Here is a 26,430-nt window from a genome sequence, read left to right as displayed (position 1 = left end):
TCCGTGGGGGCGGGGCTGAAAAAGCCCCGTCCCCCGCTGCGTTTCAGCCCTGTTCGCGCGGATGGGCGTTACGATAGACGTCCAGCAGAGTCGCGGCATCGACCTTGGTATATATCTGCGTCGAACCCAGGCTTACATGGCCCAGCAGTTCCTGCAGGCTCCTCAGGTCGGCGCCCGCGCCCAGCAAATGCGTGGCGAAGCTGTGGCGCAAGGCGTGCGGCGTGGCGCTGTCCGGCAGCCCGAGCACGATCCGGGCGCGCGCGACCGCCTTCTGCACCATGCCTTGCGACAGGGCTCCGCCTTTGGCGCCTCGGAAGATCGGCTCGTCCGCCTTCACCGGCCAGGGGCATTTGTCGAGATAATCGGCCACGCCCTCACGCACGATGGGCAGGAGCGGAACCATGCGCTGCTTGCCGCCCTTGCCGGTAACCACCAGAGTCTCGCCCAGCGGCAGCGCGGCTCCGGCGATGGACAGGGCTTCCGCGATGCGCATGCCGGCGCCGTAGAGAAGGAGCAGAACGGCACGATCGCGCGCGCCGATCCACGGCTCGCGGGCATCTTCCTCGACCATGGCGGCCAGGTTGACCGCTTCGTCCGGCGTGACCGGGCGTGGCAGTCCCTTCTTGACGCGCGGTCCGCGAAGGCGCGGCGCGGCGGCATGGGCAACGCCGGCCTGCTCGCGCGCAAAGGACAGGAAACTCTTGAGCGCCGAGAGTTCGCGAGCGGCCGAACTGTTGCCGATTCCGTCCTCACGCCGGGCGGCGAGGTGAACGCGCAAGTCGGCCGCCTCAAGGCGGGCCAGCGAGGCCCAGTCGCAGGCCTTGGCACCGTCGATCAACCGGGCGGCCGTGGCGATATAGGCGCGCACAGTGTGGGGGCTGCGGCGGCGTCCATTGCCGAGATGGTTGCCCCAGGCTTCGAGCAGGTCCGCTTTGGTCGTGCCCGTTGGCGGGTTCACGGCTCGACGAGGTCCACGGGCACAATCTCACCCAGCAAGCCATCCAGCAGCGGCATGCCGTCCTCGGTGACGTGGAGACGCGTGCCCGCGCGGCGGACCAGGCCCTGCTTCTCGTAGAAAGCGGCCTTGCCGGGATCGCAGAGCTGCGCGGCAGCCAGTCCGAATCGGGCCGCAAGCGCATCGAGGTCCACGCCTTCGCGCAGGCGCAGGCCCATGAGCATGGCTTCGCTCGCCTGTTCGCGGCGTCCGAGATCGCGGACTTCGTTGATCCCCTGGGCGTGCAGATCGATGGCTTCGAGCCAGTTTTCGGGCTTGCGGTGGCGCGTCGTGGCCACACCGCCGCGCCGGCCGTGAGCGCCGGGGCCGATGCCGCAATAGTCCTGATAGCGCCAATAAGTCAGGTTATGGCGGCTTTCCTCGCCGGGCCGGGCATGATTGCTGATTTCGTAGGCAGGCAGTCCCGCCGCGGCCGTCATCTCGCGCGTCAGCGCGAACATGTCGGCACAGGCGTCTTCGTCCAGCGGGGCGAATTCCTGCTGGCGCACCATCGTGGCGAACTTCGTGCCGGGTTCGATGGTGAGCTGGTAGAGCGAGAGGTGGCCCGTGCCGTAAGAGAGGGCGTGGGCGAGTTCTGCCTGCCACTGTTCGAGGCCCTGGCCGGGCCGCGCGTAGATCAGGTCGAAGCTGACGCGCGAGAAGTTCTGCTGCGCCACTTCAAGCGCTTTCAGCCCTTCCTGCGCATCGTGCAGCCGGCCCAGGAACCGCAAGGTCTGGTTGTCGAGCGCCTGGAGACCCAGCGACACACGGTTCACCCCCGCCGCCGCGAGAGCCGCATAATTGCCGGCTTCCACCGAGGAGGGATTGCCCTCCAGAGTGATCTCGATCCCTTGCGAAAAGCCCCATAGCTTCTCGGCCTCGTCCAGCAGCCGCGCGACGAGGGCAGGGGGCATCAACGAAGGCGTGCCGCCGCCGAAGAAGATGGAATCGAGCCGCTCGCCGCCCGCAACCGCGTGTTCGTGGCGCATGTCGGCGAGCAGGCCCGCTTCCCAGCGTTCGATCTCCACCCGCTCGCGGACATGGCTGTTGAAGTCGCAATAGGGGCACTTTGCGAGGCAGAACGGCCAGTGAATATAGAGCGCGCGGGCCATCGTGACAGATTAGCCCGGGAACTGCTCCGCGACCAGCTTGGCGAAAGCATCGGCGCGGTGGCTGATCTCGTGCTTCTTCTCTGGCGCGATCTCGGCGAAAGTCTGGTCGAGGCCGTCGGGCACGAAGCAGGGATCGTAGCCGAAGCCCAGCTTGCCACGCGGCGGCCAGGTGAAGGTGCCGTTGGAGCGACCTTCGTAAACGGCCTCTGCCCCATCGGGCCAGGCGATCGCGAGCACGCAGGAAAACCAGCAGGAACGGTCGACATCCTGGCCTTGCTCGCAGAGCAGACCCTCGACCTTGCCCATCGCCATGAACCAGTCGCGGCCTTCCCAGGCCTTGCCCGGCTCGCCCTCGAACCACTGCCGCTCGGCCCAGTCGGCGGTGTAGACGCCGGGCCTTCCGCCCAGCGCCGTCACCGACATGCCGCTATCGTCCGCCAGCGCGGGAAGCTGCGCTGCCTTGGCGGCCGCGTGGGCCTTGAGCAGCGCATTCTCCACGAACGTCGTGCCCGTCTCTTCCGGCTCGGGCAGGCCGAGTTCGCCGGCGGAAACGCACTCGATCCCGAACGGCGCGAGCAGGGCGCCGATTTCCCGGAGCTTGCCCGCATTGTGCGTGGCAATCACGAGACGTTCGCCCTGGAGGCGGCGATTGCTCACCGGCCGACGGCCTTGGCCTGGGCGGCGAAGATCCGGTCGCAGCCGATGCGGGCCAGGCGCAGGAGGCGCAGCAGGCCTTCCTCGTCATAAGTCGCGCCTTCGGCGGTTGCCTGGGCCTCGGCGATCATGCCGCCTTCGATCAGCACGAAGTTGGCATCGGCATCGGCCGAGCTGTCTTCGATATAGTCGAGGTCGAGCACCGGCGTACCCTCGCAGATTCCGCAGGAGATCGCGGCGACGCGGGCGTTGATCGGATCTTCCTTGATCTTGCCTTCGGCCATCAGCTTGTCGACGGCCAGGCGCAGCGCGACCCAGGCGCCCGAGATGGAGGCGGTGCGGGTGCCGCCATCGGCCTGGAGCACGTCGCAGTCGAGCACGATCTGGCGCTCGCCGAGCTTCTTCATGTCGACCACGGCGCGCAAGCTGCGGCCGATCAGGCGCTGGATTTCCTGCGTGCGGCCCGACTGCTTGCCCTTGGCGGCTTCGCGGCTGCCACGGGTGTGAGTGGCGCGGGGCAGCATCGAGTATTCGGCCGTGACCCAGCCTTCGCCCTTGCCGCGAAGGAACGGCGGAACCTTTTCCTCGACCGAAGCGGTGACGAGCACACGAGTATCACCGAAGGAAATCAACACCGAGCCTTCGGCGTGCTTGGTGAAACCGGTCTGGATGTCGATAGCGCGCATCTCGTCGGGCGTACGGCCGGAAGGTCGCATGGAGGTTCCTTTGGTCTAAAATTGCCTGCGCCCCCTAGAGCATTTTCCGCCCCGGTGGAAACACCTGAGCGCGTGGAAAATGCGACAATCGAGTGTGTCCAAGGGAAAAAGCGCGATAGTCGCCCCGACATCGCGCCATGGGACTTGAGGCCTTGGCGGCAATCCCTAAGTTGAGGACGAATGCCGACACCACCCATCCTGGAACTGACCGACCGCGCGCGCGAGATTTTCCGCCTCGTCGTGGAGGGCTATATCGCCACCGGAAGCCCGGTCGGCTCGAAAGTCCTGGCCGGGCCGGGCGGCGTGAAATTGTCCTCGGCATCGATCCGCTCGGTCCTGGCCGATCTCGAATCGCTGGGACTGCTGGCTGCACCCCACATAAGCGCGGCACGCCTGCCGACCGAGGCCGGGCTGCGCCTGTTCGTGGACGGCATCATGCAAGTGGCGGAACCGACCGCCGAGGAACGGCTCGCCATCGAGAGCCGGATTGCCGCGCCGGGGCCGATCGAGGCCGCGCTCGAGGCGACCAGCGCCTTGCTGTCGAACCTCACGTCGGGCGCCGGCGTAGTCATGGTGCCGCGCCGCGAGCCGCGTCTGATGCACTTGCAGATCGTTCCGCTCGGCCCCGGCCGGGCGCTGGCGGTGCTCGTGGGCGAAGAAGGCGCGGTGGAGAACCGGATCATCGAACTGCCCGCCAGTCTGCCGCCCGGCGCGCTGGAGGAAGCCTCGAACTACATCACCGCCCATCTCGCCGGCCGCACCCTGGGCGAGGCGGCCCGGGCGATGCGGTCCGACATCGCCACCGGCAAGTCGGCGCTCGATACGGCCAGCCGCGACCTCGTGGAGCGCGGCCTTGCCGTGTGGAGCGAGGATGCGACCGCCCGGCCTGTGCTGATCGTGCGCGGGCAGGCCAATCTCCTCGACGAATCGGCGCTTTCCGATCTCGAACGCGTCCGCTCGCTGCTGGACGACCTGGAAAACAAGCAGTCCGTCGCCGAGTTGCTGGAGACGGCGCGCGAGGCGGATTCGACCAGGATATTCATCGGATCGGAAAACCGGCTTTTCGCGCTTTCCGGCTCCTCGGTCATCGCTTCGCCCTATCGGGATCGCGAGGGCAGGGTCGTCGGCGTAGTGGGGGTAATCGGCCCGACTCGGTTGAATTATGCGCGCGTCGTCCCCATGGTGGACTTCACTGCCCAGAGCCTGGGCAAGCTCATCGGATAGTTGGAACCTTACAATAATGACTGACGACAAGACCCAGCCGCCAGAGGGTCAGACTGTAGATCCCGCCATCGCGGAAGAACTGAAGGGCGTGCCCGAAGACATGATCGACAGCGATAAGGACGGCGGTGAAATCGCCAAGCTCCGCGAGGAACTGGAAATCGCCAAGCAGGACGTGCTTTACGCCCGTGCCGAGACCCAGAACGTGCGCCGCCGCCTTGAAAAGGACGTGGCCGACACCCGCGCCTATGCCGCGACCGGCTTCGCCCGCGACATTCTCTCGGTGGCGGACAACCTGTCCCGCGCGCTTTCTTCGATCCCGGGCGAACTGCGCGAGGACGAGAAGCTGAAGGGCATCGTCGCCGGCATCGAAGCGACTGGCCGCGAGATCGAGAAGGTGTTCACCAACCACGGCATCACCCGCATCGCCGCGATGGGCATGCCGCTCGACCCGAACCAGCACCAGGCGATGATCGAGGTTCCCTCGGCCGATGTCGAGCCGGGCACGGTCGTCCAGGAACTCCAGGCCGGTTATATGATCAAGGACCGCCTGCTGCGTCCTGCCATGGTGGCCGTGGCGAAGAAGCCGGACTGATCCGGCTTCCCTGACCCCTGTTACCCGCCGTGCCCCCTGTTGGTCTTCAAGGTTCGTCAAGGCCTTGAGAGACGAACGGGGGCACGGTGTCGTTCGTTTGCAGGGCCTTATGGAACCCCTCCGCATCGGGGCCGTTGATCAGTCAGGCAACTGATTTTCAGCGGAGAGATCCCATGCGAATGCTCATTCTTCCTATCTTGGCCGCCGGCGCCCTGGGCGTGGCTGGCTGTGCAAGCAACTACGGCGGCGAAGGCGCCCTGGCCGGCGGCGCGCTGGGCGCGGGCGTTGGTGCGCTGGCGGGTGACGTCGGCGCCGGTGCCGCCGTCGGCGCTGCTGCCGGTGCGGCTGTCGGCTCGACCCAGAAGAAGCACAATGGCTGCTATCGTTACGATCGCCGCGGCGACCGCTACTGGGACCGCGACTGCTGATCGCGCCGGCCTGACGGGCCTGCTTACACACAAAAAAGGGGCGCGGGGAAACTCGCGCCCCTTTCTTAATGCGGTTGGGAGCCTAGTCTGAAATCCGGCCGAATGGCAGGATGCCGTCATAGCTGGCGAGCGGCGGTGCACCCGGGACTCGCCATCCCCGATCGAGCAAGAAAGCGTGGCGCACGATTTCGGCCTGCTGCTCGATCCCGTAGCGACCGAGCGTCCAGCCCGGCCGCAAGGCATAATCGTAGCGGCAGAGCGGATGGCGCATGAGCGGGAGATACCAGCGGCCTTTGCGCTGGGTCTGCCAGACATGCGTCATTTCATGGATGAACAACCCCTGGAGCCCGATCGGCGCTCCGGCGAAATCGTCCTGATAAAGCGCTGAGCCGCGGTGAAAGTGAAGGTGTCCGCAAGGCGCCATGACGACATTGGCAGGCTGGAAGGGAAACCATTTGCGCCGCCGGATGCGAACGGGCGCGCAGTCCACCGCGTCGCCGAAAACCGATTGGACCAGCGCGATCTCACCCGGTGTCAGCGGCCGCTCGGCCCCCGGCAGGCAGGGCGGGGGCGCGAGTTCTTCTGGCAGGGGTTCCCCGGACAAGTGCGTGGTCAGTGGTCCATTCCGGGCATGTCGCTGCCGCCGCCCATATCCCCGCCCATGGTTTCGACCCGAAGCGGCATCGAGAGCTTGTCGCCGTCGGAGAAGGTCAGGGTTAATTCGGCCGTCTCGCTGGCCTTTACCGTCTCGCCGATGTCGAACACCATGACGTGCATGCCGCCCTGCTTGAAATCGACCTGGGCGCCGGGCGCGAGATCGAGCGAATCGACGGCGGCCATGCTGCCGCCCTCCGTCTTGTGCATCTGGGCGCTACCGGCGCCGCCGACATGGACGCCGACGAGCTTCACCGGCACCGAACCGTCATTGCGCACGGTGAAGTAGACCGCGCCGGGGCGGCCGGCCACGACCGGAAGAATGAGGTGGCCGTCGCTGGCGCTGATGCCGGGCTTCGCGGTCGGCCCGGCGTCAAGCGAGGCGCTTTCCTGCGGCGCCGGCGCCTCGCTCTGCTTGCAGGCGGCAAGCGAGACGAGCAGGGCGGAGGCACTGGTAAAGGCAAGCAGGGAAAAGGGCTTCACGGCGGATGGATCCTCTCGGGCAGGCCCCTGATCGCGAAGAGTTTCGGGGCGCTGAAAATTTCCCCCGCGTAATGCCATCGCGACAGACTTGTTCCAAGCGAAACCACACCTATATGCGGCTCCGACGACTTTGAACGTCATCGAGCTGTGCAAGCCGCCTTGCCTTATGGAGGGAGGCGATCCGCATGGTGTCATCCACTGACGTGAGGAATGGGGATAATGGCAAAAGTAATTGGTATCGACCTCGGCACCACCAACAGCTGCGTCGCCGTGATGGACGGCGGCAAGCCCAAGGTTATCGAGAACTCCGAAGGCGCGCGCACCACGCCCTCGATCGTCGCTTTCACCAAGGATGGTGAACGCCTGATCGGGCAGCCCGCAAAGCGCCAGGCCGTGACCAACGGCGACAACACGATTTTCGCGGTGAAGCGCCTGATCGGCCGCCGCTTCGATGACCCGGTGACCAAGAAGGACACCGAGCTGGTTCCGTACCACATCGTCAAGGGCAAGAACGGCGACGCCTGGGTCCAGGCCGGCGGCGAAGAGTACAGCCCCTCGCAGATCTCGGCCTTCACTCTGCAGAAGATGAAGGAAACCGCCGAATCGTACCTCGGCGAGACCGTGACGCAGGCCGTCATCACCGTGCCCGCCTACTTCAACGACGCGCAGCGCCAGGCGACCAAGGACGCCGGCCAGATCGCCGGTCTTGAAGTGCTGCGCATCATCAACGAACCGACCGCGGCCGCACTAGCCTATGGCCTCGACAAGCAGGACGGCAAGACCATCGCCGTTTATGACCTTGGCGGCGGCACCTTCGACGTYTCGATCCTCGAGATCGGCGAAGGCGTSTTCGAAGTGAAGTCGACCAACGGCGACACGTTCCTGGGCGGTGAAGACTTCGACACCAAGCTGGTCGAATGGCTGGCCGACAAGTTCAAGGCCAAGGAAGGCATGGACCTGCGCAGCGACAAGCTCGCCCTGCAGCGTCTGAAGGAAGCGGCCGAGAAGGCGAAGATCGAGCTGTCGTCCACCGCGACGACCGAGGTCAACCTGCCCTTCATCACCGCACGCATGGAAGGCGGCGCCACCACCCCGCTGCACCTCGTCGAAACCGTCACCCGTGCCGACCTCGAAAAGATGGTTGCGGACCTGATCCAGCGCACGCTGGAACCCTGCCGCAAGGCGATCGCCGATGCCGGTCTTTCGGCCAAGGACATCGACGACGTCGTGCTCGTGGGCGGCATGACCCGCATGCCCAAGGTGCGCGAAGTCGTGAAGGACTTCTTCGGCAAGGACCCGCACACCGGCGTGAACCCTGACGAAGTGGTTGCCATGGGCGCCGCGATCCAGGCCGGCGTGCTTCAGGGCGACGTCAAGGACGTGCTCCTGCTCGACGTCACCCCGCTGTCGCTGGGTATCGAGACGCTGGGCGGCATCATGACCAAGATGATCGACCGCAACACGACGATCCCGACCAAGAAGAGCCAGGTCTACTCGACCGCCGAGGACAACCAGCAGGCGGTAACCATCCGCGTGTTCCAGGGCGAGCGCGAGATGGCGCAGGACAACAAGATGCTCGGCCAGTTCGACCTGGTCGGCATTCCGGCCGCGCGCCGGGGCGTGCCGCAGATCGAAGTCACGTTCGACATCGACGCCAACGGCATCGTCAACGTCTCCGCCAAGGACAAGGGCACCGGCAAGGAGCAGCAGATCCGCATCCAGGCTTCGGGCGGTCTGTCGGACAACGACATCGACCAGATGGTCAAGGATGCCGAGAAGTTCGCCGAAGAGGACAAGAAGCGTCGTGAGGCCGCAGAGGCCAAGAACAACGCCGACAGCCTCGTCCACGCGACCGAGCAGCAGATCGCCGAACATGGCGACAAGATCGATGCCGCGCTGAAGGCCGAAGTCGAGGCGGCCATTGCCGAGACCAAGACGGCGATCGAAGGCGGCGAACCCGCAGAGATCACCGCCAAGTCGCAGGCGCTGACCGAAGTCGCGATGAAGATGGGCCAGGCCATCTACGAGAAGGAACAGGCCTCGGGCGCTTCGCCGGAAGCCGCTCCGGCCGGTGCCGATGACGATGTCGTCGACGCCGAGTTCTCGGAAGTCGACGAAAACAACAAGGGCTGACGAGTCCTCATGAAAACCGCGATCGCCACCGGTGCACGACGTGCCGGTGGCGACCGGGTCGTACGCGGGGAAGTATAAGACGTGTCAGCGACTGAAATCGATTATTACGAACTGCTGGAAGTAGAGCGCAGCGCCGACGACAAGACCATCAAGTCGTCCTACCGCCGCCTCGCCATGCGGCATCATCCGGACAAGAACCCGGGCTGCGGCGATTCCGAAGCGCGTTTCAAGCAGATCAGCGAGGCTTACGACTGCCTCAAGGACCCCCAGAAACGGGCGGCCTACGATCGTTACGGCCATGCCGCATTCCAGCAGGGAATGGGCGGCGGCGGTCATCCCGGCGGCGCCGAGTTCGGCGATATCGGGGACATCTTCGAATCCATCTTCGGCAGCGCCTTCGGTGGAGGCGGTCGTCAGCAGGCGCGTCGCGGTGCCGACTTGCGTTACGACATGGAAGTCAGTCTGGACGAAGCCTTCCACGGCAAGCAGACCGAGATCACCATCGAAGTCTCGCAGGGCTGCGAGCCTTGCGGCGGTTCGGGCGCCGAGCCGGGAACCGGCAAGCGCGGCTGCAACATGTGCGGCGGCCATGGCAAGGTCCGAGCGCAGCAGGGCTTCTTCGTTGTGGAACGCACTTGCCCCACCTGCCACGGCCGGGGCGAAGTGATCGAGAAACCATGCCGCTCCTGCGGCGGCGAGGGCCGGGTCGACAAGCCGCAGACCTTGCAGGTGGACATCCCGCCGGGCGTCGATTCCGGCACCCGCATCCGCCTTTCCGGCAAGGGTGAGGCCGGTCCCTTTGGCGCGCCTCCGGGCGACCTCTATATCTTCCTGCATGTCAAACGGCACCGGGTGTTCGAACGCGACGGCACGACGCTGATCACGCGCGTTCCGATCACGTTCACCACGGCGGCGCTGGGCGGCTCGATCGAGATTCCCGGCATGGATGGCGAGGGCCTTTCGGTCGACATTCCGGCGGGCATCCAGTCGGGCAAGCAGCTGCGCAAGCGCGGCGCGGGCATGCCGGTCCTGCAGGGGCGCGGCCGCGGCGATCTCGTCATCGAGATCAGCGTGGAAACGCCGACCAAGCTTTCCGCCCGCCAGAAGGAAATCCTGCGCGAGCTGCAGTCGACGGAAACCGGCGACGAATGCCCGCAGTCCAAGGGCTTCTTCGACCGCATCAAGGAAGCCTGGAACGATCTGACGGAATAGTCCCGTCCGGCCGAACGACCGAACAAAAACGTCGTCCCGGACCTGATCCGGGGCGACGTTGTTTTTTTGGCCGACGTTTTTTGGCCGAACGTCAGCCGCCTCTCAGCACTTCTTCCCGCACGTTCCGCACCAGCGTGGGATCGGCCGTGAGGCGATCCTTTTCCTCTTCGAGCACGGCCAGGAAAGCCTCCCGCTTGAAGGTCCAGAGTTCGCCTTCCAGCAGGGCATGTTCGCCCTCGGCGGTTGAGGAAATCAGGTCGATCATCCGCTCGGCGCCGTGCAATCGGCCCCAGAGGTAGTCGTTCTCGCGATAGGCGCGGCTGAAGAAGGCACCGAAGTTGAAGAACTCGGTGCCGCGAAGCACCGGACCTTGCCGGATCATGTGGCAATCCTCAGGCGAAATGCGGTCGACGCGAATCGGATCGAACTCCGTCAGGCCCTCGCCGCGCAGCAGCGGCAGGGTCACCGTGTCGTAGAAAGGGAAGCCGAGGTAGGCGAGCAGCACCCGGCGCCGCAGCGCCTGCGGCATCGCGGCCAGGGCTTCCGCCAGGAGGGTATCGACCCGGGCATCGATCGCCACCAGGTCGCGAACCTTTTCGATGTGATCGATCACCGCGCCAGGATCGGTGAACACTGCTGCGGCGAGCGCGGCGAAAGTCTCCCCCATCGCAGCGACCGGCTCGCGGTCGAGATAGAGCGCAAGCGCGGCGTAGATCGCCTCCCTTGCCTTGTCCCGCTCTACTTCCGTGACGCTTTCTTCCTGCTGCCACTCCTGCGTGACGCGCCGTGCCAGCAGGCGAAGCCGCCGAATTCGGAACGCCAGGTCATGCGTGCGGAAAAAGCCGATCATCCCCGGCGAACCGTCGCCTTTCAGGCCCTTGATCCGGTCCAGCCCGACGCTGGCGAAATGATCGTGAAGCCGCAGCGCGATCGGCTCGCTGGAGGAGAGGCCCAGCTCCGGCGCGCCTTCGTAGATGAGCCGGGCCAGCTTGGCGACGATCCCGGAAAACTTGACCTGGACGTATCCGTGATAGGCGAAACCCGCCTGTTCCAGCGCCGCGCGCTGTGCCTTGTCGCGCCAGGCGGAAAGGCGCTTGGGGGTCGGCCGGTCGAGGAAGAAGGTGTTGCCGAACAGGCGGTCCACCGTCTCCTCGATCTCCGGCCGCAATGCCAGCACGATGGCCCGCAGCGTCGCCACTTCCTGCGAATCGCGCTCCAGCGCCTCCAGGTTGTCGCGAATCGGCTGCTCGCGCGGGATCGAGGACAGTGAGCCGAATATCGTCGAAAAGAAGCCCGGCGCCCGGCGTTCCTGGCGCATCGAGGCGCCGATACGATCCGGCGTGGGGTCGATGTAGACGAAACGGCGATCGACTTCGCGCGTCGCCGGCCGGTCGCGCAGCACGCCCATGGCATCGGCGAAGGGCGCGTTGTTGAGCACCGAGCCGTCGATGAGCGCAACGTTGTCGAGGTCTCCGCGCTGGCTGTGCTCGGGCATGACGCGGCGGAAGAACGCCTCGCGCTCCGGCCAGGCGAGCCCTAGTTCCGCAATCACCCCATCGATTTCCTCGATCTGGAGCGGCGGGAAGGCACCCGGGAAGCTCGCCGTGGCGCGGGCGGCCAGCAGGAGTTCCGGCATGGCGGCAATGGAAGGGGTGCCGGACCGCGACTCGAAGCCGATGCTGAGGCGATGCTCGCTTTCCAGCACGAGTTCCGGCGAGTGCAGGCGCAAGGTTTCAAGGTGTCCCTTGAAGTCCGTTGCCGTCACGAAGAGGTTTATCGGATGGCCATGGGGAAGGAGCGGCGGCCCGGCCTCGGTCTCGGCCATCGCCGTGAAAGCTCCGGCCAGCAGGCGCGAGAGACCGACCCCGCTGAAAGGCGGTTCGAACCAGCGCGAGCGGATCAGCCGCGAGAGTTTCTGCCGCACTTCCTCGCGGGTTTCCGGCGCCACGCTGGTCGTCACGGCATTGCCGGGCCGATGCAGCAGGTAGGAGACGAGCGGCCGGGCCCAGAACTTGGTCACCTGGCTGCGCGCTCTTGCTTCCGGATCGAGCAGGACGTCGACGTCGGCGTTTTCCAGCCAAAGCTCGGTCAGCGGCTCCAGCGAGTGTCCCGAATGGATCGCCTGCGAGAGGAATACGCTGTTTATCCCGCCCGCGCTGGCACCGGCGACAATGTCGGTCAGTATGCGCAGCCGCAGGTTGCTGCCGGCCTCCAGTCGCTTGAGCAGCTTGTGATAGACTCGCGCCGTCCCCGGCGGCGGTTCCGCATCGCCCTCCGCCCAGAACGCCTGGCTGGCCTGAAGCGCCTTCCAGAGTTCCTTGGTGACCCCGTGCATGTAAACGGCAAGGCTGATACCGCCGTAGCAGACCAGCGCGATCCGCAATTCCTTTTGCCGCATTGCTCCATGTTGGCGCTATCGTTCGGGAAAGGCAATTGCGTTCTCATTCCGTTCCCGATAATCGGGCGACATGGCAAAGCCCAAGCGTCGATATGTCTGTCAGGCCTGCGGAGGAGTCTCCTCCCGCTGGCAAGGTCAATGTCCCGATTGCGGGGAGTGGAACACGCTGGCGGAAGATGCGCCGCAGACGGTGTTTTCCTCCAAGCACGATCTCTCGTCCGGGGGGCGGCCGATCCTGTTCACGCCTCTCGACGCGCCAGGCGAATTGCCGAAGCGGCGCGCGAGTGGATTTGCGGAGTTCGACCGTGCGCTGGGCGGAGGACTGGTTCCCGGCTCCGCGATCCTGATGGGCGGCGATCCCGGCATCGGCAAATCGACGCTCCTGCTTCAGGCTTCGGCGCATATCGCCCTGGCCGGCGGCAGCGTAGTCTATGTCAGCGGCGAGGAAGCCGCCGGGCAAGTGCGGCTGCGCGCGGAGCGACTGGGGCTGTCGAAGGCGCCGATCCTGCTGGCCTCCGCCACATCCGTGCGGGACATCCTGACCACGCTTGGCATGATGGACGCGCCGACCCTGCTGGTCATCGATTCGATCCAGACCATGCATTCCGACACGATCGAGGGCGCGCCGGGCACGGTCAGCCAGGTCCGCGGCTGCGCCTTCGAGCTGATCCGCTATGCCAAGGAGAACGATGTCACTCTCGTGCTCGTCGGCCACGTCACCAAGGACGGCACGATCGCCGGTCCGCGCGTATTGGAACATATGGTCGACGTGGTCATGGCGTTCGAAGGCGAACGCAGCCACCAGTACCGTATCCTGCGCAGCCTGAAGAACCGCTTCGGGCCGGTGGACGAAATCGGTGTCTTCGCCATGGAAGGGGCAGGATTGGCCGAAGTCGGCAATCCCTCGATGCTGTTCCTGTCCGGCCGCGATCAGGAAATGGCCGGAAGCGCCGTGTTTGCCGCCATGGAGGGGACCCGGCCCGTGCTTGTGGAAATCCAGGCGCTGATCGTCCGGCTCCAGAGCGGGGCAACGCCGCGCCGCGCCGTGGTCGGTTGGGATTCGGGCCGCATGGCCATGTTGCTGGCGGTTCTGGAGGCACGCTGCGGGCTCAATTTCTCCAGCGCGGAAGTCTACCTGAACGTCGCGGGCGGCTACCGCCTGGCAGATCCCGCAGCGGACCTTGCCGTGGCCGCCGCGCTGATTTCGGCGCTGGGAGACAGGCCGCTTCCGAAGAATGCGGTCTGGTTCGGGGAAGTCTCGCTCGCAGGGGAGATCCGCCCGGTTTCGCATTCATCGATCCGTCAGCGGGAATCGGCGAAACTCGGCTTTGGGCGCGCGATCGGGCCGGCAGGCGGGGCCAATGCCGAAGGTACGGCAAAGGGCATCGACTTTACCGGCTTGGCCATGTTGCCCAATCTCGTTGACCGTATCCTGACGGATGCCTAGTTCGGGGCCTTATGACCGGTTTCGATATTGCTGTTCTGGTGTTTGTGGGCGTGGGTGCCGCCACCGGATTTCTGAGAGGTTTCGTGCAGGAGATTCTCGCTTTGGGAGCGTGGATCTTCGCCGTGTTCGCCATCCGGGCGCTGCATACGCCGCTGTCGGCCTGGCTGGTTCCCTATAGCGGCGACGGAACGGCCACGCCGGTGATCGCTTTTGCGGTGCTGCTGCTGGTGCCTTTCATCGTCGTAAGGCTGATCGCGAGCTGGGCGGGCAAGCGAAGCCGCGCCTCGGTAYTGGGTCCGATCGATCGTGTGCTCGGGTTCGGCTTTGGCGCGGTGAAGGGCGTTATCGTCGTGATCCTGGGATTCTCCGTCCTGGTGCTGGGCTATGACACGGTCTGGGGCATCGGCGGCCGACCAGCCTGGATGAAGGAAGCGCGGACTTATCCCTTCGTCAACGCCAGCAGCGAGGCACTGGTGAAGATGATTTCCGAGCGCCGCCGGGAGGCGCTGCGGGCTGAGGCGGCGGGAACCTGATGTCGGCAACCGTTCTCTATACCCCGGAAGTCCTGGGCCTGACGATCAGGCTGGCGCATTATCCCTGGAGCGAGGCGCTGCCGCTGCAGGGCGAGGCACGGTCCCAGAGCTGTGGCAGCACGATCGCGCTTGGCCTTTCGCTCGGCGAACGGGGAACCGTGGAGAGCATCGGCATCCGCAGCCAGGCCTGCGCCATCGGCCAGGCCGCCGCGGCTATCTTCGCCGATGCGGTTATCGGTCGCGGTCCCGAAGAAGTCTGCGTGACGGGCGAAACGATGGCGCGCTGGCTATCCGGCGAAGGCCCGATGCCCGAATGGCCCGGCCTGGCGAAGATTGCGGCCGCACGGGACTATCCCGGTCGGCACGGCGCCGTCCTGCTTCCTTGGCGCGCCGCCATCCAGGCATTCTCGAAAGACGAATGACGCGCGGCGGGCCGGACCGCTTTCCGGCATGATAGAGATGCAATCGTTGCAAGGCTGCCGGGTACTTTGGCGGTTTTCTTCGCTTCAATTCCGTCTACATGAGGGCGCTAGCAACGCCGTTTCCTTCCGAACGCCCGTCCGCGCAATGTGGTGAAGATGTTTTCCGAGTTTCCTGCCTCCGCCCTCCGTCTCGCTTTCGACCGTGATGCCTTGCGCTCCAACTGGCTGGCGCTGGACCGCCTGTCCGTATCCGCGCGAGCGGGCGCCGCGGTCAAGGCCAACGGCTATGGCCTTGGCGCGAAGCAGGTGGTGCCGGTGCTGCACGCGGCAGGCTGCCATGACTTCTTCGTCGCGCATTGGAGGGAGGCATTGGACCTGCTCGATTGCGTGAGCCCCTCGGCGCTTTCCGTGCTGCACGGCCCCTTGACGCCGCAGGATGCCGCGTTTGCGCGCGAAAGCGGTATTACACCGGTGATCAATTCGCTCGCCCAGGCCAGGCGCTGGACCGAAGCGGGCGGCGGCCGCTGCCATCTCATGGTCGATACCGGCATGAACCGTCTCGGCATTCGCATGGAAGAACTGGGTGACGAAGCGATAGCCACGCTCGATATCGACCTGTTGCTTTCGCACCTGGCCTCGGCCGAGGAAGAGACCGATCTCAACGCCGCGCAGTGCACCCGGTGGCAGGAAGCGCGCCGGCAAGTGCCCCACATTCGCGCCAGTCTGGCCAACAGCGCCGGCATTGCGCTGGGCAGCGACTATCATGGCGACCTGACGCGACCGGGCATCGCGCTCTACGGCGGCATTCCGCGGGCCGGTATGGAGCAGGATTTGCAGCAGGTCGTCCGTCCCGAGGCGGCGATCCTCCAGGTTCGCGACGTGCCTGCCGGAGAGACGATCGGCTACAACGCCACATATACCGCAAGTGCGCCCATGCGGGTCGGCGCCATCGCGCTCGGCTATGCCGACGGCTATCTGCGCTGCTGGTCGGGCAAAGGCCTGTTCCGCGCCAAGGGACATGAATTGCCGGTGCTCGGCCGTGTCAGCATGGACCTCACCGTCGTCGACCTGACTCACGCGCCGGACGTGGGCGAGGGGGACTGGATCACGGCAGATTACGCGCTTCCGCAAGCCGCAGCGGCATCCGGGCTTTCGCAATATGAATTGCTGACCCTGCTGGGCCGGCGTTTCGGGCGCTGATCGAATCTGCCCCGACAAGGCCCTGGCCTTTCGTCGGCGGCAAAGCCCAGTGAAAACCACCCAGGGCAAAATAGGCAAGGCACAGTCCGGTTTTGCTGCGCAGCAATTTGTGTTGCGTTGCGACAAGGGTGGGTGGTAACCTCTTGTCATACTGGCCGGGAATTAGGCAGACTGGGGATTGGCAAATGGCTGAAACGGCGTCTCAGGACGACAACACGGTAATCATAAAAAAATACGCTAACCGTCGTCTCTACAATACGCGCTCGTCGAGCTACATTACGCTCGATCATCTTGCCAAGATGACCCGCGAAGGGGTCGATTACAAAGTGCTCGATGCCAAAAGCGGCACGGACATCACGCATACGATCCTGACGCAGATCATCATGGAAGAAGAATCGAACGGTGAGCAGATGCTCCCGGTCAACTTCCTGCGCGAACTCATCAGCATGTACGGCAATTCGATGCAGTCGCTGGTTCCGCATTATCTCGAAGCGTCGATGGACAATTTCCGGGCCAATCAGTCGAAGCTGCACAAGGCTTTCGAAGACAGCCTGGGCAATAATCCGCTGGCGAAGCTGGCCGAACAGAACATGGCCATGTTCAAGGCTGCCGCCGCGGCCTTCATGCCCGGTGCCGAAAAGCCGGAGCCCAAGGCACCCGCTGCCGAAGACACCGGAGACCTTTCCGCGCTGCGCGATCAGATGGCGGAAATCCAGAAGAGGCTTGACGCGCTGGGCAAATAAGGGTCTGCGCGGGGTGCTTTCGCGGCGCGTCATCGGCGCCGCGACTTGCCCGGAATGCAACGGATGGTCCGTCGCATCGCTCAGTTCAGAAAGAAGCACCCGTGTCCGCCATTCGTCACGCCCTCTCCACCAAGCGCGAGGACGACTTCGCCCAGTGGTACCAGGAAGTCATTTCCGAGGCCGAAATGGCCGAGGAATCGGGTGTTCGCGGGTGCATGGTCATCAAGCCGTGGGGCTACGGCATCTGGGAGCGCATCCAGCGCCTCATGGATGACCGGATCAAGGCCGCTGGCGTCACCAACTGCTACTTCCCGCTGTTCATTCCGCTTTCGTATTTCGCCAAGGAAGCCGAACACGTCGAAGGCTTCGCCAAGGAAATGGCGGTCGTCACGCACCATCGCCTTGTCGGCGACGGCAAGGGCGGCCTCGTTCCCGATCCCGAAGCGAAGCTCGAAGAACCGCTGATCGTCCGCCCGACTTCGGAAACGGTGATCGGCGCGGCCATGGCCCGCTGGGTGCAGTCCTGGCGCGACCTGCCGCTCATGGTGAACCAATGGGCCAATGTCGTGCGCTGGGAAATGCGCACTCGCATGTTCCTGCGCACCAGCGAGTTCCTCTGGCAGGAGGGCCACACCGCTCACGCCGACCGCGACGATGCCATGACCGAGACGCTGCGCGCGCTCGAAATGTACCGCGACTTTGCCGAGACCGAGCTGGCCATGCCGGTGATCGCCGGTGAAAAGCCCGAGAATGAACGCTTCCCCGGCGCCGTCGCGACTTATTCGATCGAAGCCATGATGCAGGACGGCAAGGCGCTCCAGGCCGGCACTTCGCATTACCTCGGCACGGGCTTCGCAGAAGCGGCCGGCATCCAATATCAGGACAAGGAAGGCACGCAGCAATACGCCCACACGACCAGCTGGGGCACTTCCACCCGCATGGTCGGCGGCGTCATCATGACGCATGGCGATGATGACGGCCTGCGCGTTCCGCCGATGATCGCGCCGCAGCAGATCGTGATCCTGCCGATGCTGCGCGACAACGACGAGGACGAGGCGCTGCTCGCTTATTGCGAAGACTTGCGCAAATCGCTCGTCACCCAGTTCGCCCTGGGCGAACCGCTGCGCGTCCTGCTCGACAAGCGTCCCGGCAAGGCCACGCAGAAGCGCTGGGCCTGGGTCAAGAAGGGCGTTCCGCTGATCCTCGAGATCGGTGGCCGCGATGCCGCGAGCGGACAAGTCTCGATGCTGCGCCGTGACAAGCTCTGGAACGAGGCTGCGAAGGCAAACTTCGTGGGCATGGCCAAGGATGCGTTCGTTTCGCGCGCCGCTGCCGAGGTCGAGGATATCCAGACCGCGCTCTTCGCCGAAGCCAAGGCCAAGCTGGACGCGAACATCTCGCGCGCGGACAGCTTCGACKAACTTGCCGCCTTCTTCTCGGAAGAAAAGCGCTACCCGGGCTGGGTGGAAGTCGAATGGTCGCGCCCCACCGGCGAAGCGCTTGAGGCTGTCGTCCAGAAGCTGAAAACGCTGAAGCTCACCATCCGCAACACCCCGCTCGATGCTGCGCCGGTGTTCGGCAATTGTGTGTTCACCGGCGGTCCGGCACTTGAGCGCATCTACGTCGCAAGGTCCTACTGATCTGAAGGGGAAGAGGACGTGTTGGGATCGATCAAGTACAACCTGACGAACCTGATGAACTTCAAGGGCCGGGATGCCCGGCAGACCTTCTGGTTCTACGTCCTCTTCCTTGTCGTGATCCAGTACGCCGTGGGCATGGTGATCGCCATGCCCATGATGGGCGGGATCATGAAGGGCGCCTTCATCGCCGCCCAGCAGGGGGTCTCCGGCGACGACATGAATGCCCGCGTCATGACCCAGATGGCGGGCTACATGCGCACGTCGATGACGGTCTCGACCATCGTGTCGCTCACGGCAGGCCTGCTGCTGATCGCCTCGTTCGCCCGCAGGTTGCACGATTCCGGCAAGCCTGCCTGGATCTCGCTCCTGACATTCCTGCTTTCGGTCACGTCCAAGGCGATAGTCTGGTCCAGAATGGATGAAATCGTCTCCACCATGGAGAAGGTTTCCGCGGACAATCTGGAGACGGCTTTCGCCATGCAGTCGCGGATGGTCACCGCGAGTCTGCTGGGATATCTCGCCATCCTGATCGTGATAATCTTTGGCGTCTGGCCATCCAATCCCGGCCCGAACCGCTACGGCGAGGCACCGGTTCGCTTCTGACCCTCTTGCCAAGCCGGTTATCCGGCGTGACAAGCGCCTGCATGAACAAGATTCTGGTCGCCGCAGCACTTTCCGCCACGATCCTTTCCAGTCTTCCGGCAAGCGCTTCGGACGAAACTGGGCCCACGGCATCCGTCTCCGAAGCCCGCATGCGCACGGATGTCGCCAAGCTGGTCTCCTTCGGCACCCGTCACACGCTATCGTCGGACACCGATCCCAGGCGCGGCATCGGCGCCGCGCGCCGCTGGGCTGCGGATGAATTCCGCAAGACGTCGAAAGCCTGCGGCGGCTGCCTCGAAGTGGTCATGCCAGAAGCGATGGTCAGCGGCACGCGCATTCCGGCGCCGGTCAAGATGGTCGATGTGGTCGCCATCCAGCGCGGCACCGAGCGGCCGAACGAAGTGGTGATCGTCGAGGCCCATATCGACAGCCGCGTAACCGATGTGATGGACGCCAAGAGCGATGCTCCAGGCGCCAATGACGACGGTTCCGGCACGGCGCTCGTCCTTGAAGCCGCCCGTGTCCTTTCCAAGCGCAAATTCGCCGGCACCATCGTCTACGCAGCACTCTCCGGCGAGGAGCAGGGGCTTTACGGCGGCAAGCTTCTGGCGGACTACGCGAAGAAGCAGGGCTGGACGGTCAAGGCCGTGCTCAACAACGACATTGTCGGCGGCACGCATGGCTCCGATGGGCTGGTCGACGACAAGAACGTAAGGCTGTTTTCCGAAGGCCCGCGCGCCGATGCCACGGACAAGACCCGCGCGGACGCCCGGCGCTTCGGCGGCGAAAACGACAGCCCGGGACGCAATATCTCGCGCTTCATCGCCGAACTGGCGGGCCACGTGCAGGACGACTTCGCGGTGAGGCAGGTCTGGCGCGCCGATCGCCTGGGCCGCGGCGGAGACCAGTTGCCCTTCCTTGAACAGGGCAATCCGGCCGTTCGCTTCTCGGTGGCCATCGAGGACTACGACCACCAGCACCAGGACCTGCGCACCGAGAACGGCGTGACCTACGGCGATACCATCGACGAGATGGACTTCGCCTATCTCGCCAAAGTGACGCGCCTCAACATTGCCGCGCTGGCAGCGCTTGCCGCCGCGCCGATGCCGCCGGCTCCCACGGCCGATGCGGCGGTGAAGACCTGGACCGACGTCACCTGGAAGCCGGTTGCCGGTGCCGCGGCCTACTCCGTCTGGCGGCGGCGCACCGATGCCCCCTCCTGGGAAGCGCAGCCGCTGGTGGCGCGCACCACGGAGACGAGCGTCAAGCTGGACGGCCTGCGCGGAGACGACTGGATTCTCGGCGTTCGCTCCATCGCGGCCGATGGCAGCGTCAGCCCGATCGCGGCAGCCGTACCGGGCGGAGGGTTTACTCCGCTTGCCCAATTGCCTTGATCCCTTCCTTGGTTGAATTTTACCGGTGGGATAGAGGGATGGGGGACATCTTTTTGCAGATATCCGGAAGACTGCCGCTCTGCGGGCAAGTGCCATCGCCGCGAGGCTTGCTGGCACGGGGCGAAGTAAATCTTTGTTGTCGGGCAGCGGGTTGGCGTGACAGTCGCCAATCGGGAACAGCACAAGCCCACCAGTTTGGAGAACGGGCGATTTCGGGTAACGGTGGGCACATATGGCACTGACGCAGCATTTCGATTTTCTGCACGTCATTGCGGGCATGCTCGTCGGCGTGCTCGTGGGGCTGACGGGCGTGGGCGGCGGTTCGCTGATGACGCCGCTGCTCGTGCTGCTGTTCGGCGTAAATCCGCAGACGGCAGTCGGTACCGACCTTCTTTTTGCCGCCATGACCAAGATCGCGGGCTCTGCCGTCCACGGCAAGCGCGAGACGGTGGACTGGCGCATCGTGCGCCGCATGGCCTGCGGCAGCGTTCCCGCAGCAATCCTGACGCTCGCGACGCTTTCCTGGTTCGGCAAGGTCGGCAATTCGACCGAGCGCCTCATCATGGTTTCGCTGGCCGTGCTGCTGGGCGTCACGGCGCTTGCGGTCATATGCCGCAAGTGGCTGCTGAGGCTGGCCCATGACATCGATCCGATCCAGCCCCGTTCGCGGGTGCTGACGGGAACCGTACTGCTGGGCGCCGCCATCGGCGTTGCAGTCTCGATTTCCTCGGTCGGCGCTGGCGCCATCGGCATGACCGTGCTGCTGGTACTCTACCCCAAGCTCCCCGTGGCCCGCATCGTCGGTTCCGACATTGCCCATGCGGTGCCGCTGGCCCTCATCGCCGGCTTCGGTCACTGGATGATCGGCGACGTGGACTTCCCGCTTCTGGGCGTGTTGCTGATCGGCTCGATCCCGGGTGTCGTGATCGGCAGCTACTTGTCTTCCCATGCCTCGGACCGAATTCTCCAGCCCTTGCTGGCCTGCGTTCTGGCCGTTTCTTCCTGGCAGTTGTTCCTCAAGGCCAATGCCGGCGAAAAGCCTCGTGCCGTGCCCGTCACCGCGCCGGCCGTGACGATCGCGGGCGAGGCGGCGGCCAAGCAGCCCTGAACCATTCTCGCGCACCGGGGGGCGGCATCGCCCCATCGGCATGCCGCCGCCATTGCAATGAAGGCCATTCCGGCGCATGGCGGAAACCATGCCTCCCAAGAACCGGCCCGAGCCTGGCCTCCCGACGCGCGAGCAAATCCTCGACTTCATCCAGAACTCGGCCGAACCCGTCGGCAAGCGAGAGATCGCACGCACGTTCGGGCTGAAGGGTAACGAAAAGATCCAGCTCAAGGCGCTGCTGAAGGACATGGCCGAGGAAGGCCTGATCGACGGCAAGCGGACCGCGTTTCACCGCATGGGCGGGTTGCCCAAGGTTACCGTGCTGCGCGTCGTGGACGTGAGCGAGGGCGAGCCCATCGCCGTGCCGGACACCTGGGCGCCCGACGATGCCACGCCGCCCCCGCGCATCCGCCTGATCGAGAAGGGCCGTTCGGCGCTCAAGAAGGGCGACCGGGTGCTGGCGCGCACGGAGGAAACGCAGACCGGATGGCGTGCCTATCCGATGAAGAAGCTGATGCTGCGTTCCGAGCAGCTTCTCGGCGTTGTCGAGATCGATGGTGCGGGCAAGCCGTGGCTGGCTCCGGTCGACAAGCGCATCCGTAACTCCTCGCCGATTTCCGACCTGGGCGGTGCGGAAAAGGGCGAGCTGGTGCTGGCCGAGCCGATCGGCCGTTCCGCGCGTCCCTCGGTCAAGATCACCGAAGTGCTCGGCGAGCCGCTGGCGCCCAAGGCCTTCAGCCTGATCGCCATTCACAAGCACGGCATTCCGAACCATTTCGAGAGCGAGACGATTGCCGAGGCCGAAGCTTCGGCCAAGATGCCGCTCAGCCATGAACAGCGCGAAGACTTGCGGCACCTGCCCATCGTCGCCATCGACCCATCCGACGCGCGCGATCATGACGATGCGATCTGGGCCAAGCCTAACGCGGAGGGCGGTTTCGACGCGCTCGTCGCCATTGCCGACGTGTCCTTCTACGTCCGTCCGGGCGGTGAGATCGACCGCGAGGCACGGCGCCGCGGCAACTCGGTCTATTTCCCCGACCGCGTCGTGCCGATGCTGCCCGAAGTGCTCAGCGCCGACGTCTGCTCGCTGCGCTCGGGCGAGGACCGCGCGGCCATGGCCTGCCATCTCAAGGTGGACGGGCAGGGCAAGGTCACCGAATGGCGCTTTACCCGCGCGCTGGTGCGGATCGACGAAGTCATCGCCTATGAGGAAGCCCAGGCCCGCATCGACGAGGGCGGGGCGGAGCACCATCTCCAGGACCTCTGGGCCTGCTGGAAGCTGTTGGCCGAAGCCCGCCAGGCGCGCGACCCGCTGGAACTCGAACTGCCCGAACGCCGGGTGAAGCTGGACGAGCAGGGCCGCATCACCGAAATCGCCATCCGCGAGCGGCTCGATGCCCACCGCGTTGTCGAAGACTTCATGATCGCCGCCAACGTGGCCGCGGCCAAGGCGCTGGAGGCCAAGGTGGCCCCGGTCGTGTACCGCGTCCATGAGACCCCGAGCCGCGAAAAGCTGACCGCGCTCAAGGACTATCTGGCAACCTTCGGCCGCAATCTCTCGCTGGGGCAGGTCATCACGCCGGGCCTGTTCAACCGCATGCTCAAGGACATCGCGGACGAGAGCGAAAAGGCGCTCATCATGGAAGCCGTGCTGCGCAGCCAGACCCAGGCCTATTACGGTCCGCGCAACGAAGGGCACTTCGGCCTCGCGCTCGCTTCCTACGCGCATTTCACCTCGCCGATCCGCCGCTATGCTGACCTTCTCGTGCACCGCGCGCTGGTCGATGCCTATGGGCTGGAGCAGCCCCGACCGCAGGGCGACATCCCGGCCACCTCGGGCCTTTCCGAGCGCGACCGTGACGATCTGGGCCGGGTCAGCGATGCCATCAGCCAGGCCGAACGCCGGGCGATGGAAGCCGAACGTGAAACCATCGACCGCTATGTCGCCGCCTGGCTCTCGGGCCGCGTGGGCCAAGTGTTCGACACGCGCATCACCGGCGTGCGGAAGTTCGGCTTCTTCGCCACGATCATTGGCCTGGGCGGCGACGGCCTCGTGCCGGTCTCGACCCTGGGCGACGAGCGCTTCGGCTATGACGAAAAGGCGCAAGTCCTGGAAGGCGAGAGCAGCGGCACCGCCTATGCCATGGGCCAGATCCTGCGGCTGCGACTGGCGGAAGCCAATCCGCTGACCGGAGCGCTCAAGTTCGAACTGGAAGAAGGCGGCGGCCGCATCGAACCGCGCGGCGGGCCGCAGCCCCTGAAGAAAAAGGGCAAGCACTTCGTCTCGCCCCGCGGCCGACCGGGGAATATCCGGCACCAGGGGCGCAAGAAGAAGTAGCGATTCAAGGCTTGTTCGTCCCGGACCCGATCCGGGACGGCGGCTTTCTCAGGCGAACGATAGGCTTCGCGGTATCAGCTCAGGCGCTCGATCGCCTCGGCGTCGAGGGTACCGGGGATCACGAAGACCGGGCAGGGCATCTGCCCCAGTCCGGCGCCGGTGAAGTGCGTGACGAGCGGCCCCGGTCCGCCCTCCTTGGCAGCGCCGAGCACGAGGGCCGAAACCTCTCCGTGCTCTTTCAGGTATTCGCGCACGATCTTGATGTCTTCTCCCATGCGAACGGAGATGACCGGCATCTTAGCGCCTTGTGATAAAAGGTTTCCGGCAGCGGCCGTCACCAGCGTCTCGGCGCGGGCGCGGGCCTCTTCCTCGATGGTGGCCTGGACCCCTCCGAAAGCATTGAACGGCTGGGGTGGAACCACGGCGAGAAGATGCAGCGCACCGTCGGTCTTCGCGGCGCGGCGCGCGGCGAATTGCAAGGCCACCAGCGCCTCTTCCGTTTCGTCCACGATGACCAGGTAGATGCGCATGGGTTTCCTCTCGATGCGGGCTTATCGGGCTATTCAGGTCATGGTGCAAGCCATCACGAATGCGAAAAAAGGATCGTGAAGGCGCTTGTGCGCGCGCGTCAACTTGTCCAAGGAAAGGCGGACCCCGCATACCTCCCCAAGGAAAACAAGGGACACACAAGCTTCCATGCCAATCGACATCAAGATGCCCGCCCTGTCCCCCACTATGGAAGAGGGAAAACTGGCAAAATGGCTGGTTAAGGAAGGCGACACCGTCAGCTCCGGCGATATCATGGCCGAGATCGAGACCGACAAGGCCACGATGGAGTTCGAAGCCGTCGACGAAGGCACGATCGGCAAGATCCTGATTGCCGAAGGTACCGACGGCGTGAAGGTCGGAACCGTGATCGCCATTCTCGCCGGTGAAGGCGAAGACGCCAGCGCCGTTTCGGCTGCACCAGCTGCTGCTTCCGCTCCTGCCAAGGCGCCCACGGAAGCCAAGGCCGAAGCGCCGAAGGCTGCCGCTCCTGCTCCTGCGCCTGCCGCCTCCGCACCTGCGCCTGCCGCTTCGAAGGAAGGCCGTATCGCCGCCTCGCCGCTCGCCAAGCGGATCGCCGCAGACAAGGGCGTCGACCTCGCTGCCGTGAAGGGCTCCGGCCCCAACGGTCGTATCGTGCGCGCCGACGTGGAAGGCGCCAAGTCCGCGCCGGCCAAACCTGCCGCCGCTGCGCCTGCTCCCGCCGCCGGTTCAGCCGAAGCCAAGGCCCCGGCTGTCGAGATGGCGGCGGAAACCCGCGCGCTGCTCGACGACCGCATCCCGCACTCGGTCGAGAAGCTGTCGGGCATGCGCAAGGTCATCGCGCGCCGCCTGACGCAGTCGATGCAGGAAGCGCCGCACATCTACCTCACCGTGGACGTGCGCCTCGACAAGCTCATGGCCCTTCGCGCCGAGATCAACTCCATGCTCGAAAAGCAGGGCGTGAAGGTTTCGGTCAACGACATGCTGATCAAGGCGCTCGGCCGCGCTCTGATCGACGTGCCGGAATGCAACGTGACCTTCGCCGGTAACGAGCTGATCAAGTATGCGCGCGCTGACGTATCGGTCGCCGTCTCGATCCCGGGCGGCCTGATCACCCCGATCGTCCAGAACGCCAACGGCAAGTCGTTCTCCGAAATCGCCAAGGCGACCAAGGACCTTGGCAAGCGCGCCAAGGAAGGCAAGCTGCAGCCGGGCGAGTATCAGGGCGGCACCGCCTCGATCTCGAACATGGGCATGATGGGCATCAAGCAGTTCACCGCCGTGATCAACCCGCCGCAGGCGACGATCATCGCCGTGGGCGCGGGCGAGAAGCGTCCGTGGGTGATGCCCGACGATTCGCTGGGCGTCGCCACCGTCATGAGCGCGACCGGCAGCTTCGACCACCGCGCGGTGGACGGTGCCGACGGCGCCCGCCTGATGGCCGCATTCCGCGAATACATCGAAACGCCGCTGGGCATGGTCGCCTAAGTGACCGAGACACGACGTGACCCGGTGATCCGGGTCACTGCCATGCCGGCCGACGCCAATGCCTACGGAGACATCTTCGGCGGCTGGCTGATGAGCCAGATGGACATGGGTGCCGGCCTCGTCGCCGCCCGTCGCTCGCGCGGACGCGCGGTGACGGTGGCGATGGACGGGATGCAGTTCCACCTGCCCGTAAAGGTAGGTGACGAAGTCTCGGTCTACGGCGAGATCCAGCGCGTGGGCCGGACTTCGTTGACCATCGCCATCGAAGCCTGGCGCCGGCATCGGCACGAAGAGGAAGAAGTGAAAGTGACGCAGGCCGTGTTCACTTTCGTCGCGGTGAACGAATTCGGTCAACCGCGCGCCATCGATCAGGAGAAGTAAGA

25 protein-coding genes are annotated in these 26,430 nt (G+C 65.2%); 17 read left to right on the top strand and 8 right to left on the bottom strand.

The features are described 5' to 3' along the window. Positions 1-43: 43 nt before the first annotated feature. The 4 genes from AB4Z00_RS07765 to rph are packed head-to-tail and all read right to left on the bottom strand — an operon-like array spanning position 44 to position 3,476. Complete coding sequence (locus AB4Z00_RS07765) at positions 44-958, bottom strand: tyrosine recombinase XerC (RefSeq protein WP_442045545.1); 915 nt, start codon at positions 956-958, stop codon at positions 44-46. After that, entirely contained in the window at positions 955-2,106 is a 1,152-nt protein-coding gene (gene hemW, locus AB4Z00_RS07760) for a radical SAM family heme chaperone HemW (protein WP_442045544.1), read from the bottom strand. Before hemW ends, AB4Z00_RS07765 begins: the two co-directional genes overlap by 4 nt. A 9-nt stretch (positions 2,107-2,115) precedes the next feature. Next, the gene (gene rdgB, locus AB4Z00_RS07755; RefSeq protein WP_132262729.1) at positions 2,116-2,763 is read right to left on the bottom strand and encodes an RdgB/HAM1 family non-canonical purine NTP pyrophosphatase; all 648 of its coding nucleotides are present in this window, start codon (positions 2,761-2,763) and stop codon (positions 2,116-2,118) included. Continuing rightward, a complete protein-coding gene (rph, locus tag AB4Z00_RS07750) occupies positions 2,760-3,476 on the bottom strand; it encodes a ribonuclease PH (protein ID WP_132262731.1) in 717 nt (238 codons plus the stop codon). Before rph ends, rdgB begins: the two co-directional genes overlap by 4 nt. A 180-nt stretch (positions 3,477-3,656) precedes the next feature. Between rph and hrcA the strand changes: the two genes are divergently transcribed. From hrcA to AB4Z00_RS07735, 3 genes are all read left to right on the top strand, one after another. Beyond that, entirely contained in the window at positions 3,657-4,700 is a 1,044-nt protein-coding gene (gene hrcA, locus AB4Z00_RS07745) for a heat-inducible transcriptional repressor HrcA (protein ID WP_132262733.1), read from the top strand. 16 nt (positions 4,701-4,716) lie between these two features. Continuing rightward, positions 4,717-5,292, top strand: coding sequence for a nucleotide exchange factor GrpE (gene grpE / locus AB4Z00_RS07740; RefSeq protein WP_132262735.1), 576 nt, complete (start codon positions 4,717-4,719; stop codon positions 5,290-5,292). A gap of 179 nt (positions 5,293-5,471) precedes the next feature. After that, positions 5,472-5,720, top strand: a complete 249-nt coding sequence (locus AB4Z00_RS07735; protein WP_243654057.1) for a YgdI/YgdR family lipoprotein — start codon at positions 5,472-5,474, stop codon at positions 5,718-5,720. 82 nt (positions 5,721-5,802) lie between these two features. On the opposite strand, the gene AB4Z00_RS07730 is transcribed toward AB4Z00_RS07735, so the two are convergent. Next, on the bottom strand, positions 5,803-6,324 hold the full coding sequence (locus tag AB4Z00_RS07730; RefSeq protein ID WP_442045543.1) for a vgr related protein: 522 nt from the start codon (positions 6,322-6,324) through the stop codon (positions 5,803-5,805). A gap of 8 nt (positions 6,325-6,332) precedes the next feature. Beyond that, entirely contained in the window at positions 6,333-6,857 is a 525-nt protein-coding gene (locus tag AB4Z00_RS07725) for a copper chaperone PCu(A)C (protein WP_243840831.1), read from the bottom strand. Between the two features lie 219 nt (positions 6,858-7,076). On the opposite strand from AB4Z00_RS07725, the gene dnaK reads away from it, so the two are divergent. Then, complete coding sequence (gene dnaK, locus AB4Z00_RS07720; protein ID WP_442045542.1) at positions 7,077-8,990, top strand: molecular chaperone DnaK; 1,914 nt, start codon at positions 7,077-7,079, stop codon at positions 8,988-8,990. Between the two features lie 81 nt (positions 8,991-9,071). Further along, complete coding sequence (gene dnaJ, locus AB4Z00_RS07715) at positions 9,072-10,202, top strand: molecular chaperone DnaJ (RefSeq protein WP_132262743.1); 1,131 nt, start codon at positions 9,072-9,074, stop codon at positions 10,200-10,202. A 91-nt stretch (positions 10,203-10,293) separates the two neighbouring features. Here dnaJ and AB4Z00_RS07710 read toward each other — a convergent pair whose 3' ends face one another. Beyond that, positions 10,294-12,600: a patatin-like protein gene (locus tag AB4Z00_RS07710; protein WP_442045541.1), complete on the bottom strand. Its 2,307-nt coding sequence runs from the start codon at positions 12,598-12,600 to the stop codon at positions 10,294-10,296. Between the two features lie 70 nt (positions 12,601-12,670). Between AB4Z00_RS07710 and radA the strand changes: the two genes are divergently transcribed. From radA to rnr, 10 genes are all read left to right on the top strand, one after another. Beyond that, positions 12,671-14,047, top strand: coding sequence for a DNA repair protein RadA (gene radA / locus AB4Z00_RS07705; protein ID WP_132262747.1), 1,377 nt, complete (start codon positions 12,671-12,673; stop codon positions 14,045-14,047). An 11-nt stretch (positions 14,048-14,058) separates the two neighbouring features. Beyond that, the gene (locus AB4Z00_RS07700; protein ID WP_132262749.1) at positions 14,059-14,580 is read left to right on the top strand and encodes a CvpA family protein; all 522 of its coding nucleotides are present in this window, start codon (positions 14,059-14,061) and stop codon (positions 14,578-14,580) included. Beyond that, on the top strand, positions 14,580-15,002 hold the full coding sequence (locus AB4Z00_RS07695) for an iron-sulfur cluster assembly scaffold protein (protein ID WP_442045540.1): 423 nt from the start codon (positions 14,580-14,582) through the stop codon (positions 15,000-15,002). Before AB4Z00_RS07700 ends, AB4Z00_RS07695 begins: the two co-directional genes overlap by 1 nt. Positions 15,003-15,158: 156 nt before the next feature. Continuing rightward, a complete protein-coding gene (alr, locus tag AB4Z00_RS07690) occupies positions 15,159-16,202 on the top strand; it encodes an alanine racemase (RefSeq protein WP_442045722.1) in 1,044 nt (347 codons plus the stop codon). Between the two features lie 185 nt (positions 16,203-16,387). Then, the gene (gene phaR / locus AB4Z00_RS07685; RefSeq protein ID WP_132264093.1) at positions 16,388-16,945 is read left to right on the top strand and encodes a polyhydroxyalkanoate synthesis repressor PhaR; all 558 of its coding nucleotides are present in this window, start codon (positions 16,388-16,390) and stop codon (positions 16,943-16,945) included. A 101-nt stretch (positions 16,946-17,046) separates the two neighbouring features. Further along, positions 17,047-18,585: a proline--tRNA ligase gene (gene proS / locus AB4Z00_RS07680; RefSeq protein WP_442045539.1), complete on the top strand. Its 1,539-nt coding sequence runs from the start codon at positions 17,047-17,049 to the stop codon at positions 18,583-18,585. 18 nt (positions 18,586-18,603) lie between these two features. After that, on the top strand, positions 18,604-19,188 hold the full coding sequence (locus AB4Z00_RS07675; RefSeq protein WP_132262755.1) for a DUF805 domain-containing protein: 585 nt from the start codon (positions 18,604-18,606) through the stop codon (positions 19,186-19,188). Positions 19,189-19,229: 41 nt separating this feature from the next. Continuing rightward, on the top strand, positions 19,230-20,582 hold the full coding sequence (locus AB4Z00_RS07670) for a M20/M25/M40 family metallo-hydrolase (protein ID WP_442045538.1): 1,353 nt from the start codon (positions 19,230-19,232) through the stop codon (positions 20,580-20,582). A 232-nt stretch (positions 20,583-20,814) separates the two neighbouring features. Then, the gene (locus tag AB4Z00_RS07665) at positions 20,815-21,690 is read left to right on the top strand and encodes a sulfite exporter TauE/SafE family protein (protein ID WP_442045537.1); all 876 of its coding nucleotides are present in this window, start codon (positions 20,815-20,817) and stop codon (positions 21,688-21,690) included. Positions 21,691-21,778: 88 nt separating this feature from the next. After that, positions 21,779-24,031: a ribonuclease R gene (gene rnr, locus AB4Z00_RS07660; protein WP_442045536.1), complete on the top strand. Its 2,253-nt coding sequence runs from the start codon at positions 21,779-21,781 to the stop codon at positions 24,029-24,031. Positions 24,032-24,105: 74 nt separating this feature from the next. On the opposite strand, the gene AB4Z00_RS07655 is transcribed toward rnr, so the two are convergent. Then, positions 24,106-24,561 (bottom strand): universal stress protein, encoded by a 456-nt coding sequence (locus tag AB4Z00_RS07655; protein ID WP_086490535.1) that lies wholly within the window; start codon positions 24,559-24,561, stop codon positions 24,106-24,108. A gap of 166 nt (positions 24,562-24,727) precedes the next feature. On the opposite strand from AB4Z00_RS07655, the gene AB4Z00_RS07650 reads away from it, so the two are divergent. Both AB4Z00_RS07650 and AB4Z00_RS07645 read left to right on the top strand, forming a co-directional pair. Then, positions 24,728-26,047, top strand: a complete 1,320-nt coding sequence (locus AB4Z00_RS07650; protein ID WP_442045535.1) for a pyruvate dehydrogenase complex dihydrolipoamide acetyltransferase — start codon at positions 24,728-24,730, stop codon at positions 26,045-26,047. A gap of 42 nt (positions 26,048-26,089) precedes the next feature. Continuing rightward, entirely contained in the window at positions 26,090-26,428 is a 339-nt protein-coding gene (locus tag AB4Z00_RS07645) for an acyl-CoA thioesterase (RefSeq protein ID WP_132264097.1), read from the top strand. Positions 26,429-26,430 lie beyond the last annotated feature (2 nt).

The organism is Novosphingobium sp. YAF33 (assembly GCF_052113265.1).
In the GTDB taxonomy this organism is placed as follows: Bacteria; Pseudomonadota; Alphaproteobacteria; order Sphingomonadales; family Sphingomonadaceae; genus Novosphingobium.
The sequence above is the reverse complement of the archived record's forward strand: the minus strand, read 5'-3'. Positions and strand labels throughout refer to the sequence as shown.

Coding starts and splice junctions, on each gene's coding strand:
- AB4Z00_RS07645 (WP_132264097.1), top strand. CDS start 26,090: ATGCCGGCCGACGCCAATGCCTACGGAGACATCTTCGGCGGCTGGCTG.
- hemW (WP_442045544.1), bottom strand. CDS start 2,106: ATGGCCCGCGCGCTCTATATTCACTGGCCGTTCTGCCTCGCAAAGTGC.
- AB4Z00_RS07655 (WP_086490535.1), bottom strand. CDS start 24,561: ATGCGCATCTACCTGGTCATCGTGGACGAAACGGAAGAGGCGCTGGTG.
- radA (WP_132262747.1), top strand. CDS start 12,671: ATGGCAAAGCCCAAGCGTCGATATGTCTGTCAGGCCTGCGGAGGAGTC.
- AB4Z00_RS07695 (WP_442045540.1), top strand. CDS start 14,580: ATGTCGGCAACCGTTCTCTATACCCCGGAAGTCCTGGGCCTGACGATC.
- AB4Z00_RS07665 (WP_442045537.1), top strand. CDS start 20,815: ATGGCACTGACGCAGCATTTCGATTTTCTGCACGTCATTGCGGGCATG.
- grpE (WP_132262735.1), top strand. CDS start 4,717: ATGACTGACGACAAGACCCAGCCGCCAGAGGGTCAGACTGTAGATCCC.
- rnr (WP_442045536.1), top strand. CDS start 21,779: ATGCCTCCCAAGAACCGGCCCGAGCCTGGCCTCCCGACGCGCGAGCAA.
- rph (WP_132262731.1), bottom strand. CDS start 3,476: ATGCGACCTTCCGGCCGTACGCCCGACGAGATGCGCGCTATCGACATC.
- AB4Z00_RS07735 (WP_243654057.1), top strand. CDS start 5,472: ATGCTCATTCTTCCTATCTTGGCCGCCGGCGCCCTGGGCGTGGCTGGC.
- hrcA (WP_132262733.1), top strand. CDS start 3,657: ATGCCGACACCACCCATCCTGGAACTGACCGACCGCGCGCGCGAGATT.
- AB4Z00_RS07670 (WP_442045538.1), top strand. CDS start 19,230: ATGAACAAGATTCTGGTCGCCGCAGCACTTTCCGCCACGATCCTTTCC.
- phaR (WP_132264093.1), top strand. CDS start 16,388: ATGGCTGAAACGGCGTCTCAGGACGACAACACGGTAATCATAAAAAAA.
- alr (WP_442045722.1), top strand. CDS start 15,159: ATGTTTTCCGAGTTTCCTGCCTCCGCCCTCCGTCTCGCTTTCGACCGT.
- AB4Z00_RS07710 (WP_442045541.1), bottom strand. CDS start 12,600: ATGCGGCAAAAGGAATTGCGGATCGCGCTGGTCTGCTACGGCGGTATC.
- AB4Z00_RS07650 (WP_442045535.1), top strand. CDS start 24,728: ATGCCAATCGACATCAAGATGCCCGCCCTGTCCCCCACTATGGAAGAG.